A 13733-nucleotide genomic window follows, 5' to 3' on the forward strand; every position below is an offset into this window, starting at 1 on the left:
GATGCGCGTCGTGGTCGACCAGGATCTGTGCGGAACCACCGGGCAGTGCGCACTGACGCTGCCGGGCACCTTTCGCCAGCGCGAACCGGACGGCGTGGCCGAAGTGTGCGTGACGACGGTCCCGCAGGCGCTGCACGCCGCCGTGCGGCTCGCGGCTAGCCAGTGCCCGGTCGCCGCCATTCGGGTCATCGAACGCGACGCTGGTGACGACGAGCGCGCTAACGCCGACCCGGCGCCTTCTCCGGCCGAGGCCGAGCGGCATGCCGGCAAAGATCAATGCAATCCAGGAAGAGACGATGGGACGGTTTGAAGGCAAGGTGGCGGTGGTGACCGGCGCCGGCGCCGGTATCGGCAAGGCATGTGCCATCGCTATCGCGCGCGAGGGCGGCAGCGTGGTGGTGGCCGACATTGATGGCTCGGCGGCCATCGCCTGCACCGCGAAGATCGCGACCGAAGCGGGCCACGCGCTGGCCTTTGCCATGGACATTGCCGATCCGCAGGCGGTGGCAGCGCTGTTCGCGACGACGGAGCGGCGCTTCGGTGGGGTCGACCTGCTGGTGAACAACGCGAGCGCCATGGATCTGACCCCGCGCGACCGCGCGATCCTCGACCTGGACCTGGCGGTCTGGGACCAGACCATGGCGACCAATCTGCGCGGCACGCTGCTCTGCTGCCGGCAGGCCATCCCGCGGATGATTGCCCGTGGCGGTGGCGCGATCATCAACATGTCGTCGTGTCAAGGGCTCAGCGGTGACACCGCGCTGACAGCCTACGCCGCGTCAAAAGCGGCGATGAACATGCTGTCGGCCTCGCTTGCCACCCAGTACGGTCATGCGCAGATCCGCTGCAACGCGGTTGCGCCGGGTCTCATCATGACCGAGCGTCTCCATGCCAAGCTGGACGATTGCATGCAACGGCATCTGCGCCGGCACCAGCTCCTGCCGCGCGTCGGACGCCCCGAGGACGTGGCCGCGTTGGTGACGTTCCTGCTCTCCGACGATGCTGCGTTCATCACCGGCCAGGTCGTGTGCATCGACGGCGGCATGCTGGCACATGTGCCGACTTACGCCGACGGTGGCAACAGCCGCGCCGCGCGGCCTGCCGGTGAGACCACCGAAGCGGCCGCGGCACCGCGCGGTTGATGAACATGCTGCTCAACCCGCTAAATCGTCGGCACCGGCTGCGGAACGACATCCCCATCTTGCCCGGCGCTTTCCCCATGGTCGGGCATCTTCCCGCCGTCGTCTGCAGCCTGCCGCGCCTGCTGCGGCACGCGGAACGGACGCTGGGCAGCCACTTCTGGTTGGATTTCGGCCCTGTCGGACAGCTGATGACCTGGTTGGATCCGGATGCGTTCGCACTGCTTCGGCACAAGGACGTGACCTCGGCGCTGATTGAAGAGATCGCGCCCGAATTGTTCCGCGGAACGTTGGTCACGCAGGACGGCGGCACGCACCGAAAGGCGCGCGATGCGATCCAGGCGGCGTTCCTGCCAACGGGGCTGACCGAGGCCAGCATCGGCGACCTGTTAGCGCCCATCATCGAGGCGCGGGTGCAGGCGTGGCGCGACCGCGGCGAGGTAGCCATCCTGCGCGAAACCGGCGACCTGATGCTCAAGCTCATCTTCAGCCTTGTGGGGATCCCCACGCAGGAGCTGCCGGGATGGCATCGCAAGTACCAGCAACTGCTGCAATTGATCATAGCGCCCCCGGTCGACCTGCCCGGACTGCCCCTGCGGCGCGGCCGCGCCGCCCGCGACTGGATCGACGCGCGGTTGCGCGAGTTCGTCCGCACCGCGCGCGAACATGCCGCGCGCACCGGGTTGATCAACGACATGGTGAGCGCCTTCGATCGCAGCGACGATGCGCTCTCCGATGACGTCCTGGTCGCCAATATCCGCTTGCTGCTGCTTGGTGGTCACGACACCACCGCCTCGACGATGGCCTGGATGGTGATCGAGCTGGCGCGGCAGCCTCTCCTGTGGGACGCCCTGGTCGAGGAGGCGCAACGTGTGGGCGCGGTACCGACCCGGCACGCGGACCTGGCCCAGTGTCCGGTCGCCGAGGCGCTGTTCCGCGAGACGCTGCGCCTGCATCCGCCGACGCCGCTCCTGGTGCGTCGCGCACTGCGTGAATTGCGACTCGGTCAACGGCGCATTCCCGCGGGCACCGATCTATGCATCCCGCTGCTGTATTTCTCGACCTCCGCGCTGCTGCACGATGCGCCTGATCAGTTCCGCCTGGCGCGGTGGCTGCAACGCTCCGAGCCGATCCGGCCGATAGACATGCTGCAGTTCGGTACCGGCCCACACGTCTGCATGGGCTACCATTTGGCATGGCTGGAACTGGTGCAGTTCTCCATTGCCTTGGCGCTGACCATGCACAAGGCCGGAGTGCGGCCGCGGTTGCTGAGCGACGCCGAAAAAGGCCGGCGCTATTACCCGACCGCGCATCCGTCCATGACTAGCCGCATCGCATTCTCATGAGCTGGCATTGACCCGGGAGCAGCGCCAGCGAGGCGCGGCATTGTTGAACCAGCGCGCGCGCGGTGCGATGCCGGCAATACCGCCGCGGCTCGCGCGTGGCCCTCTCCTGTCAGGTACGAGGACATGAACAACAAGCAGACCGATTCCACGCTACAGGATCGCGGAGCTCGCGTTTCCGCCCTCGGCGCGTTGGAGGCGCAGGCGCCCGGTTCATCCGGCAAACTGCTGCCGGAGATCTGGATGCAGGACGGCGCAAAGCGGGTCGAACAGGTGCTGGCCCGTCTTCTCTGCGCCGACAACGACGGTGAGACCGAGCTGATGGCGGCGATGCGCTACGCCACCTTGCAAGGCGGCAAGCGCATCCGCGCCTTGCTCTGTCTGGCTGCCGGCGCACTGGCCGACACGCCGGCGCGCGCGCTGGACGACGTCGGTGCCGCCATCGAGATGATGCACGCCTGTACCCTGGTCCACGATGACCTGCCCGCGATGGACGATGACGTGCTTCGCCGCGGCCTTCCGACCGTGCACGTCAAGTACGGCGAAGCCACTGCAATCCTGGTCGGTGATGCGCTGCAGGCGCACGCCTTCCTGACCCTGGCGAGTCTGGATGCGCCGCCCGACAAGCGCATCGCGCTCGTGCGCGAACTGGCGCAGGCCGTGTCCGCCGAGGGGGCCGCAGGGGGCCAGGCCATTGATCTGTCGCTGGTTGGAAAGCATGTCGAGCTGGACACGATCCTGGCGATGCACCGGATGAAGAGCGGAGCGCTGGTGCGCGCCTCGATTCGCATGGGCGCGCTCTGCGTCGTAGCGGAGGATGCCGCGCACGCTGCGCTGTACCATGCGCTCGATCGCTACAGCGCCTGTTTCGGGCTGGCCTTGCAGGTGATCGACGACATTCTCGACGCGACAGCGGATGTCGCGACGCTGGGCAAGACCCCTGGCAAGGATGCGGCGGCGCAGAAGCCGACCTGCGCCTCGATCATGGGGTTGGAGGCAGCGCGCCAGTTCGTACCGGATCTGTTGCGCGATGCCGGGGAGGCCATCGCCCCACTGGGACCGCGTTCGGAACGGCTGGCGCAGATGCTGCAGCGGGCTGACGCGTATCTGTTCAAGCATGCGCCATGCGCATAAGCGCCGCTCGCATGCAGCAGCGCCTTTGCCGCTGCGATCGGCCGGCGGCAGCGGTGCATGCTGCACCGTGTCCCACGTCCGGGATCGCTGTTGTTCGCCCAGTGCCGCGCCCACGGGGCGATGCGCAAGTTTGGCGGCGGACCTGCGGCGACGGCGCCGCATCTGCCCGATTCCGGCTCTCGTCGACCGTCTGCAGAAGGAACATCCTGCGTGAACGCGCTGTCCGAACAGATCGTTTCCGAATTGCGCCACCTGCTGGGCGAGATGAGCGATGGCGGCAGCATTGGCCCGTCCGTCTACGACACGGCGCGAGCTCTGCAGTTCCAGGGCAACGTCTCCTGTCGGCAGCACGCATACGCGTGGCTCATCGCTCAGCAACAGGGCGATGGCGGATGGGGAAGCGTGGACTTTCCGCTATTCCGCCATGCGCCCACCTGGGCGGCGTTGCTGGCATTGCAGCGCGCGGATCACCTTCCCGGCGCTGCCGACGCAGTCAAGGCCGCAACCCGCTTCCTTCAGCGCCAGTCCGATCCTTACGCGCATGCGGTGCCGGAAGATGCGCCGATCGGCGCGGAGCTGATCCTGCCGCAGTTATGCAACGAGGCCGCATCCCTGCCGGGCAGCGTGGCGTTTCCCCGCCACCCGGCGCTGTTGCCGTTGCGGCAAGCGCGCCTGGACAAGCTCGGCGCGATGGCGAGGTTGCCGAGCGGCCATCCGTTGCTGCACTCCTGGGAAGCCTGGGGAACGTCGGCGATCACCGCATGCCCGGATGAGGACGGCAGCATCGGCATCAGTCCGGCGGCCACCGCCGCGTGGCGTGCTCACGCCGCGACACCCGGGAGCGCGCTGCAACTCGGGCGCGCCGACGCGTATCTGCAGGCGGCATCGCGGGCGACGCGCAGCGGCATCGAAGGTGTCGTTCCCAACGTCTGGCCGATCAATATTTTCGAGCCATGCTGGTCGCTGTATACCCTGCATCTGGCCGGGTTGTTCGCGCATCCGGCGCTCGCCGAGGCGGTGCGCATCATCGTCGCGCAGCTCGACGCCCGCCTGGGGGCGCGCGGTCTGGGCCCGGCCCTGCACTTCGCGGCCGATGCGGACGACACCGCCGTTGCGTTGTGCGTCCTGCGCCTTGCAGGCCGCGACCCAGCCGTCGATCCGTTGCGCCATTTCGAAACCAGCGAGCTGTTCGTCACCTTCCCCGGCGAGCGCAATACCTCCGTGTCGACCAACATCCATGCCCTGCACGCGTTGCGACTGTCGGGAAAGCCCGCCGTCGGCACCAGCGCCTACGTCGAAGCCAATCGCAACCGGCACGGTCTGTGGGACAACGAAAAATGGCACGTTTCGTGGCTGTATCCCACCGCACATGCAGTCGCCGCGCTGGCGCAAGGCAAGTCCCGGTGGCGGGACGAGCGCGCGCTGACGGCGCTGCTGCAGGCGCAGAGTCACGACGGCGGCTGGGGCGCCGGTCGCGCCTCCACATTCGAGGAAACCGCCTACGCGTTGTTCGCGTTGTCCGTGATCGACGGGAGCGAAGAGCCCACAGGGCGCCGCCGCATCGCGCAGGCGGTGGCGCGCGCGCTGGAGTGGATGCTCGCCCGCTATACGGCGCATGCATTGCCGCAGACGCCGCTTTGGATCGGCAAGGAACTGTATTGCCCCACCCGGGTCGTGCGCGTGGCCGAACTCGCCGGCTTGTTGCTGGCGCTTCGTTTGGGGCAGCGTGTACCGGCCGAGGAAGCAGGAGCGGCGCCATGATGAAGACCGACCACGCGCTGCAGCAGGTGCTGGAGTGGGGGCGTTCCCTGACCGCCTTCGCCGACGAGCATGCCGTTGAAGCGGTCAGAGGTGGCCAGTATATCCTGCTGCGCATCCAGGCGAGCCTGCGCGACACCAGCGCCCGCACCGGCCGCGATCCGCAGGACGAAACGCTGATCGTGGCGTTCTATCGCGAACTGGCGCTGCTGTTCTGGCTCGACGATTGCAACGACCTTGGCCTGATATCGCCCCAGCAGCTCACCGCGGTAGAGCAGGCGCTGGGGCAGGGCGTGCCGTGCGCGCTCCCCGGATTCGAGGGCTGCGCCGTGCTGCGCGCCTCGCTGGCCGCGCTCGCCTACGATCCTCGCGACTATGCTCAGCTTCTCGACGATACCCGCCGCTACTGCGCGGCGCTGCGCGCCGGACACGCGCAGGCGGCAGGGGCGGAACGCTGGTCCTACGCTGAGTATCTGCATAACGGCATCGATTCGATCGCCTACGCGAACGTGTTCTGTTGCCTGTCGCTGCTGTGGGGGTTGGATATGGCGACCTTGCGCGCGCGTCCGGCGTTTCGCGAAGTCCTGCGGCTCATCTCCGCGATAGGGCGCCTGCAGAACGATCTGCATGGACACGACAAGGACAGGTCGGGCGGCGAGGCCGACAACGCGGCGATCCTGCTGCTGCAGCGCTATCCGGCTATGCCTGTGATGGAGTTCCTCAACGACGAGCTGGCCGGCCATACGCGCATGCTGCACCGGGTGATGGCGGAAGAACGCTTTCCCGCGCCGTGGGGACCGTTGATCGAGGCCATGGCGGCCATCCGCGCGCAGTACTACCAGACCTCGACCGGCCGCTACCGCATCGACGCTGCAGGGGGAGGCCAGCGTGCGCCGGCCTGAACGCGCTTGGCCTTACGGTAGAATATCTTGCCTCCCGCGACATCGGCATATCGGTACGGCACTTGGCCGGCCGCGGCTGCGATCGCCTATTCCGCAATGTGTCACGGCCGGTCGTCGCGCTTAGGATCGAGGATGTATTTCCGGCAAGGTCTTCGGTGCGAAGCGTTTGTTCGGCGGCTGGGGAATACGGCTGAAGTCACAACCCAAACATCTCCTGCCGGCCGGTCCTCCAGCTTTTTCAATATGCCGGTAAGAAACGTTTTCAGTATTAGTTTTAAGGCATATTTTGGAGTTATGAGATAAAACTAATACTTACGCAATATTGTGTATAGCTCATATCTCGTATATATTGGCTAAAACTCATAAGAGGCATCCCATGATTTTGAAAACCATCAATGATTTCGGACTGGCCATGAGACAGGCCCGTCAGGAGCGGAACCTGACCCAGAAGCAGCTCGCCACCAAGCTCGGAACCAACCAGGAATGGATCTCCCAGTTCGAGACGGGCCGCCTAGAGAATCCAAGCCTCGGAACAGTGCTCAAGGCGATGGCCATTCTGGGGCTGAATCTGAGCATCGAAAACTTTCCAAAGTCCCTTCGAGATGAGCCCTTGGACAGTGGTGACCTTGCGCTCGACGAGCCAAGCTTCCTTAAAGGTCCAGCCCGATGAGCAAATTCCTGAATGTCTTGATGGGCGGCGTCCCGATTGGCCGCCTCGAGCAGATGAATAGTGGCGTACTCGGCCTCCAGTATGCCGACCGCTGGCTCGCGGCGGACAGGATCCAGATTCCGCTCTCTATGTCTCTGCCTCTCGCCGCGAGGAAGCAGTCAGGCGCCAAGGTGGCCAACTATCTCTGGAATCTGCTTCCGGACAATGACCAGACTTTGCAGAAGTGGGGGCAGATCTACGGCGTATCGCCGAACAGTGCGTTCGCTCTGTTGTCGAAGGTCGGAGAGGACTGCGCGGGCGCGATCCAGATTGTTACCGACGAATGGATGGCCGCCAGTGCCGGCTCGCCCGGTGAGGTCCAGTGGATCGACGACGCGGAGGTCGGAAGTCGCCTCAAGCGCCTGCGCGAGGAGAGGACGTGGACGGGGCGTCGCGACAGCGACCGGGGGCATTTCAGTCTCGCCGGCGCGCAGCCAAAAATGGCCTTGCTGTTCGACGGAAAGAGATGGGGCGTACCAAGCGGTCGCCGCGCGACCACGCACATCCTCAAGCCGCCCATGCCTCATCTCCGGGGCACGATCGAGAACGAATACGCATGCCTGCGTCTGGCGAGCCGCGTAGGAATCACGTCAGCCGAAGTGAAGGTCGGAAAGTTCGGTGAAGAGATCGCGATCGTCGTCACCAGATACGACCGCGAGATCGGGACCGACGGAGTCGTCCGACGCTTTCATCAGGAGGACATGTGCCAGGCGCTGGGGGTGCATCCCGCCACAAAGTATCAAAGCGAAGGCGGTCCCTCGATCGAGCAGATCTCCAACGAAGTGCTGCGTTATGCCACCGACCCTGAGGCGGACAAGGCGAAGTTCGCCGAGATGGTCGCGTTCAACTTCCTCGTGCTCGGCACCGACGCGCACGCGAAGAACTTTTCGGTCGTCCATCTTCCGGGACGGAGGATGTATCTCGCGCCGCTGTACGACGTCCTGAGCTTCGTACCCTATGACGACGACGAACATGAGCGGCGCAGGCTGCGGATGGCGATGAAGATCGGTGGCTACTACAAGTTTTCCGAAATCCAGCCGCGGCATTGGGAGCGCCAGGCCAAGCTTATGCAGATGGATCCCGACGAGATGATCGCGCGGTTGGTCGCGCTCGCCGGAAAGATACCGGACGCGCTGAGCAGCGTCGTGAAGGAAGCGCGGAGCGGCGGATTGAAGGAACCGGTGCTTGATGCGATGCTGGACGGCATTTCGGCACGCTGCGAGGCAATCGCAAAACAATACGGAGCGACCGCTGCGCCGGCGCCGTGACATGTAATGCTTTTTGCGATCACCGCCCGAAGTGAGTGACCCGTAACGGGCGAGGCGCAATCTCGAGGCCGTTGTCGTCGTTATCCAGTTAAAGGATATCGGCCGCAGCCGCCTGCACACGTATCAAGTGGATCACTTCGGCAACGGTGGATTGAATCTGCTCGCCGCTCCGCCTCTGAGTTTTGAAGTCACTGGTGGGCCTTCTTGGATACGTATCGAAAGTTATGGTGTACCCAGCCGGGAACTTCGAGAAATTTCGAACAGATTCGGAGAGAAGGCAAATTTGTTGGCTACGGCTGCGAAGAAAATCGGTCGCGCCAAGTAGGGCAATCATCCGAACGACTGGTCGTTCATCCCGGATCAGCAAGAAATAATGCTTAGTTTTAATTGATTGGCCGGTGCACTGGCGCTGATCACCATCGCGATCGACGAGAACTACGTCGCGAGGATGACTCTACCCGAATGAACGCTTCGCAAGATTTCCGAGGTATAGAAGCTGCGTTCAGGATTGCCAAAGATGAGCCCCAGCACGCGTTGCTGTACGTTGGAAAAAAGCGCACTCGCCAAGCTTAGCTCTTTCGTCATATCGATCCCATTTTGGGTACTATGCACCCCAAATTGGGTACTGGGGCGGATGATGTCGAAACTGCAGAGAATATCGCCGCGTTCGATGCTGCCGGGCGTGTCGCTATCGAGGCTGCAGAGCTCGTCGCGGCCCTTGCGACCGAGGAGGCGGGGCGCACCTTTTGCGGTAGCGAAGCCGACGAGCGCCACGCGCTTGCGTCGCCAGACCGAGGACGGTGCAACCAGGCCCGGACGGACGCGCCGGTGCGGGCCGGGAAAAGAGAAGAGTTGCACAGCCTCGGCTATCGACATCGCTGCGACGTGATCGGAGGCACACAGGTGCGCGATAGAAACAATCTGCACCGATAGCCGCGGAGCCGCCGCGGTTTTCGATCAGGGCTCAAGATTCCTCTTTTCCATCTGCGAGGCGCTCCAAACTCTGAGAGCCCGGGGTGTGAGGCTTGTTTCGGTCAGTTTTCTCCAGGACCTTCCCGCTTCGATCCAACTGCCTTTCCACGAGGGTGAGGTATCCAGCACTTTCCGGGCAATTGATGCGAGATGCGCGGTTTCGGAGTTCGGGTCGAGCTTCGCATCCTCAAGAATTTTGCAAGCGGCCTCTTCGGACCGCGTCCACCCTGCTTCAGTGAACCTGCTCTCGCCGAAATACTCAAAGCAGGTGCGGAACGTCAAAGTACGGCCGATAACGGCATTGTTTGGCAGTCCCGCCTCGTTTAGCCACTTCCGCAAACAGTCACACCACTCTCGGCTGCTGAGGTCGAGAAGATTGCTGCCTTCAAAGATCAAGAGTGCCGCCATGCCGGCGATTTCGTATCGAACCTGTTCATCCTGTTTTTCGAACCAGTCGCGGATTGCCTGCAAAGGCGTCGTCGGCCGGTTGACGACTGATGTCTCTGTCGAGCCTGCCCGATGAAGCCGAATGACGTTTTCCAGCGGGGGCATGCGCGGCCACGGTCTCCCTTTTGCGTCCCACAGGACCCAGCGCTCTGCGATCGCTTTTGCTTCCTCGGGCGGCCTGGTGCGCCAAAGCTCCTTGAGCGCCTCATCGACGTAGTACGAAACATCGGCCTCCAGGCCGCATGTACGTGCGATTGCCGCAAGACGTCCGGCGTCAAGGAGCCGCGCCGCGAAGTTGTTCTCTACGTTCATTTTTCAAGACCTATCGCGCGCTCTCCAGAGCGTCCCGCTCATTCTGCTCTATATGATCAAACCAGAAGCCTGGGGGAAATGTCGCGATCCGCCTGGCAAAAAGGGATTGCGGCTCCCAATCCTGTCGCTCGCGCTTTTCGAAGGTGATGACGCCTTTGCGAGTGAAGTAATCCGGCCCGGGAATATTGCAGTTCACCAAAAGCAGTACGCGCCACAGATCGCCTTTCGTGGTCTGATTCGCGTCGTCCATCTTCGGCAGGTAATCCACGCCGACGGGTCCAACGATCGTGCAACGGCCGCGGCCGAGCAGATCGCCCAATTTGCCTTGTCGGGTCGTCACGAAGTTGAAATTGACCGGATCATGCAGAAAGCGACGATTCACGTCCTTTTCACCGTCCGTGACCTCAGCTGCGATCAGTGAGAGCGCGAAGGCGCGCCAGCCCAGCTCCATCGGCTTTGCATATGTCGAGGCGATCTCGGGCGTCCCATCAGGCGAAAACTTCCACGTGATGACATACGTTTCGTTCGATCTGTTGTCGCCGTGTCTGGTCCACGAAAAGAAAACATATTCGTTTCGGCCGGCTCTCCCAGCAACGCCCCACGTTCGGGGAGCCAAGTGCGCCACTTGCGAGACCCTGCAGATAATCTGTTCAACGGTCTCGCCGTCTTGCGATCGCCAGGTTGATTTGACCTTATGCACGAGAGCGCTATCGTTGGCGCGTACACTGCTCGTTGTAACGGCCACGCCGGCGCAGCAGGCCAGCAAGAGGCCAAGACGGAACCACTGCGCGCGTCTTCTAGCCATTTTTCACCTGCTACCCGGATCCATCTGTTCGCTCGCGACGCGTCAATCCCGAAGCGAACCACAAATACGCTGCTCGCAGCGCGGAAAGTTAGCGGCGACGTGACAACGTGCCCGTCGGTATCGGCCGAGCAGACGCCGTCTTGCCTCATGTCACGCGCCGCTAACCTCAGTGGCCAGCCACGGCCTCAGCTTGCGATGGTAGCCATGCCTGAAGGAGGGAGGGCCCCCAGGCAGGTCAAGGGTCTGCATGCTTCGTGCCAGCTAATACTCAACAGTTCGCAACGTCTTTGTGTTGATCTTGTAGGCTTCCCGACGCACATGGTCTTGATCCCTGCACTTAGTCCAGTCCCTGGCGGAGTGGTGTCGACATTGTCGGTTTTGCAGTTAGCAACAGCGCAAAGCAGGCCTGTGGCTTCCACTACGGATATGGGATGAACGATGGTTTTCGTCGCCGGCGCCGTTTGCGTCGCCGCCGTTGCAGTGAGGATGACGCCCTACCCCGGGGCGGATCTTTTGGGCACATGACGACCAAGGCTTCCAAGGCGCCAGCCTGCCCCGTTCCAGTCCAAGCACGCTGCGCTCCCGCAGTTTGAGCGCAGCACCGGCCAGTCGGGCGTGGCGCTTGATGTCGATCGGCCCTGTCGGCGGGTCGGGCCTTAAACAGCCCGAGCCGTCCACAACCGCGGGCATGGGGCAGCGGTGGTGGCCTCGCCGAGCGGCTGGGCTGCGGTTCATATCGCTGATGTATGCGCGACACGCGGTGCTCGTTCGGCGCCACAATCACCGAACGCCGTCCTTGCAGGCTGTGAAAATCGCCTCTGGATGCCGTGTGCTGGAACGCCTGAAAGAACGTACCACTCGCAACGATCTCTCCGGCAGCGGGCTGGCGAGTTTGGGGGAGCATGACGACACTGACCATCCGGACCTCGTGCGGATCGGGAACAGCGCCGGCCAGGTTCGCCTTCGGCTGGGAGGTCCGGTTCGGCGCTCGTATTCGTTGTAGAATTTAGGGTATTATATACCCCAGATAGCGTATTTAAATTCGGAGTTCCTTGCATGATGTAAGGTTTAGGGTATAATATACCCTAAGGAGCGCACCGATGGTCGGACCGAAAGGGAAGGTTGACAGATTTCTATCCTCACATCCGGTTTTCACCCGGACCGAGTTCCGCGAAACCGTATCTCCTGGCCAACCGCTCTCGTCGTCCGACTCCTTGCTTAAGTACCACGCCGCCTCCGGACGAATACGCCACGTCGCGCCCGGTGTGTATGCTTTCGTCCCGCCGCACCTGAATCCAGCAAACTTCCATCCCGACCGGATTCTGGTCGCATCGCGCATACGCGCCGATGGTGTCGTCGCGTACCACACCGCACTCGAATTGCACGGCCTCGCCTATTCGGAAAGCTCTCAGACCCAACTCCTCAGCGGAGGTCGCCCGGGCGAGATAAAAACGCTGGTTGGTCCCGTTAGGTTCGTCGCGCAACCCGCCTCGCTGCGCCGTCGTTCCGAGGAAATGTCTGGCACGATTAAGATGGATCGCCGCGGTCTCGACGTCATCGCGACCGGCGTCGAGCGAACGCTCGTCGACTGCATTGATCGCCCCGACCTGACCGGCGGCGTCGAGGAACTCGCAAACGCGCTCCACAGCGTCAAGGCGATCGACGCTGGCAAATTCGCGAAGTTCGCGCTCGCTCGCGACAACCAGACGCTCGTCGGCGTCTGCGGTGCCTGGCTTGAGAGTCGGAAAGACGATCTTTTCGTCGACGAGCAGGTACTAGACGAACTGAAGCGTGCGGCCCCGCCGGCACCACGGCCCGCGCTGGGAAGCGACGCCCAAGGCCATGCGATGGAAGGCTGGAACGTCGTCCTCCCTTCGGATTTCCTCAACCCGTCCTTCGAAGGGATGTCACCGGAGATGATGCCGTGATCTCGATCGAACGCCTCGAAAAGATTGCCACCGAGGTCTCGTTCCAACCGGCCTCGGTCGAGCGCGTCATCCGGTTGATTGACGTGCTCCACCAGATCGCGAACGACCGCGAGCTCGGGAAGCTACTTGCACTCAAAGGGGGCACCGCGCTCAACCTGTTCTATCTCGCACTCGACCGGTTTTCCGTCGACATCGATTTGAACTACGTCGGCGACGCGGACAGAGAAGTCATGCTGCGGGATTCCAAGATCATCAACACGCGCCTTCCCGCGCTCCTGCAGAGCAAGGGTTACGAAATCGGCCGTGATCCTTCCGGTGAACACGCCGGCGGCAAATGGCGCTTCAGGTACGTCTCGGCCTATCACCGGCCAGGCACGCTGGAAGTGGACGTGAATTATCTCTTCCGGACGCCGTTCTTCGGCTGGGACAGAATGGATTCCGCAAAGCTTGGCGACTACGAAGCGAAGAATGTCGGCGTGGTCGACCTCCACGAAATCGCCGCCGGGAAGATCGTCGCCCTGGTGGCCCGGAGGGCATCGCGCGATCTGTACGACGCCTGGAGGCTACTGCAGAGCGATAAGATCGATTGGGCGCAAGTTAAGGTCGGAGCGCTTGCGATCGGCGCCGCCTCCAGAGATCTGGATTGGCGCACGGTGTCGCTGAAGGACTACAAATACGATCTCAACGACCTGAACAACAAGCTGCTGTCCGTGGTGAAGAACGGCATGTTCGATGCGGAGGGCGGCGCGAAGAAATGGTGCGACCGGATCTTAGCGGAATGTCAAGAAAGGCTGGCGCCGCTCTTCAGGCACAATGACAGAGAGCTGGCCTTCCTCGATGCGCTCTACGACCGCGGAAGCATCGAAGTCGATACGCTTCCTGTAAACGACGATGTGAAAAAACGCATCGAAGCCTTTCCTGCACTCCGGTGGAAAGCGCAACATGTCGCGCAGCACTTGGGCCGGAAGCCCGCCATCTGACAAATCGAGACACGAAGGTCACGTAAAGCCAGCAGC

Annotated in this window: 13 protein-coding genes; 10 read left to right on the plus strand and 3 right to left on the minus strand. The window is 63.0% G+C overall.

Features of this window, described 5'->3' with window-relative positions:
• Nucleotide 1: 1 nt before the first annotated feature.
• The 8 genes from ACVINW_RS19595 (at nt 2) to ACVINW_RS19630 (ending at nt 8253) form a co-directional block, all read left to right on the plus strand.
• Entirely contained in the window at nt 2-310 is a 309-nt protein-coding gene (locus ACVINW_RS19595) for a ferredoxin (RefSeq protein WP_456752798.1), read from the plus strand.
• Nucleotides 297-1142 (plus strand): SDR family oxidoreductase, encoded by an 846-nt coding sequence (locus tag ACVINW_RS19600; protein WP_456756444.1) that lies wholly within the window; start codon nt 297-299, stop codon nt 1140-1142. Before ACVINW_RS19595 ends, ACVINW_RS19600 begins: the two co-directional genes overlap by 14 nt.
• Nucleotides 1142-2485 (plus strand): cytochrome P450, encoded by a 1344-nt coding sequence (locus tag ACVINW_RS19605; RefSeq protein WP_456752799.1) that lies wholly within the window; start codon nt 1142-1144, stop codon nt 2483-2485. The genes ACVINW_RS19600 and ACVINW_RS19605 overlap by 1 nt, the downstream gene beginning before the upstream one ends.
• Before the next feature lie 123 nt (nt 2486-2608).
• The gene (locus ACVINW_RS19610) at nt 2609-3616 is read left to right on the plus strand and encodes a polyprenyl synthetase family protein (RefSeq protein WP_456752800.1); all 1008 of its coding nucleotides are present in this window, start codon (nt 2609-2611) and stop codon (nt 3614-3616) included.
• 210 nt (nt 3617-3826) lie between these two features.
• Complete coding sequence (locus tag ACVINW_RS19615; protein ID WP_456752801.1) at nt 3827-5377, plus strand: hypothetical protein; 1551 nt, start codon at nt 3827-3829, stop codon at nt 5375-5377.
• Nucleotides 5374-6276, plus strand: a complete 903-nt coding sequence (locus ACVINW_RS19620; protein WP_456752802.1) for a terpene synthase family protein — start codon at nt 5374-5376, stop codon at nt 6274-6276. The genes ACVINW_RS19615 and ACVINW_RS19620 overlap by 4 nt, the downstream gene beginning before the upstream one ends.
• 376 nt (nt 6277-6652) lie before the next feature.
• A complete protein-coding gene (locus ACVINW_RS19625; protein ID WP_456752803.1) occupies nt 6653-6946 on the plus strand; it encodes a helix-turn-helix domain-containing protein in 294 nt (97 codons plus the stop codon).
• A complete protein-coding gene (locus ACVINW_RS19630; protein ID WP_456752804.1) occupies nt 6943-8253 on the plus strand; it encodes a type II toxin-antitoxin system HipA family toxin in 1311 nt (436 codons plus the stop codon). Before ACVINW_RS19625 ends, ACVINW_RS19630 begins: the two co-directional genes overlap by 4 nt.
• A 435-nt stretch (nt 8254-8688) precedes the next feature.
• On the opposite strand, the gene ACVINW_RS19635 is transcribed toward ACVINW_RS19630, so the two are convergent.
• The 3 genes from ACVINW_RS19635 to ACVINW_RS19645 are packed head-to-tail and all read right to left on the minus strand — an operon-like array spanning nt 8689 to nt 10789.
• The gene (locus ACVINW_RS19635) at nt 8689-9180 is read right to left on the minus strand and encodes a hypothetical protein (protein WP_456752805.1); all 492 of its coding nucleotides are present in this window, start codon (nt 9178-9180) and stop codon (nt 8689-8691) included.
• Nucleotides 9181-9210: 30 nt separating this feature from the next.
• Nucleotides 9211-9984 carry a hypothetical protein gene (locus tag ACVINW_RS19640; RefSeq protein ID WP_456752806.1) on the minus strand — a complete coding sequence of 258 codons (774 nt, stop codon included), beginning with the start codon at nt 9982-9984 and terminating at the stop codon, nt 9211-9213.
• Between the two features lie 10 nt (nt 9985-9994).
• A complete protein-coding gene (locus tag ACVINW_RS19645; RefSeq protein WP_456752807.1) occupies nt 9995-10789 on the minus strand; it encodes a nodulate formation efficiency C protein in 795 nt (264 codons plus the stop codon).
• Between the two features lie 1100 nt (nt 10790-11889).
• On the opposite strand from ACVINW_RS19645, the gene ACVINW_RS19650 reads away from it, so the two are divergent.
• On the plus strand, nt 11890-12717 hold the full coding sequence (locus ACVINW_RS19650) for a type IV toxin-antitoxin system AbiEi family antitoxin domain-containing protein (protein ID WP_456752808.1): 828 nt from the start codon (nt 11890-11892) through the stop codon (nt 12715-12717).
• Nucleotides 12714-13697, plus strand: a complete 984-nt coding sequence (locus ACVINW_RS19655; protein WP_456752809.1) for a nucleotidyl transferase AbiEii/AbiGii toxin family protein — start codon at nt 12714-12716, stop codon at nt 13695-13697. The genes ACVINW_RS19650 and ACVINW_RS19655 overlap by 4 nt, the downstream gene beginning before the upstream one ends.
• Nucleotides 13698-13733: the final 36 nt, after the last annotated feature.

It is taken from the genome of Bradyrhizobium sp. USDA 4461 (assembly GCF_054055655.1).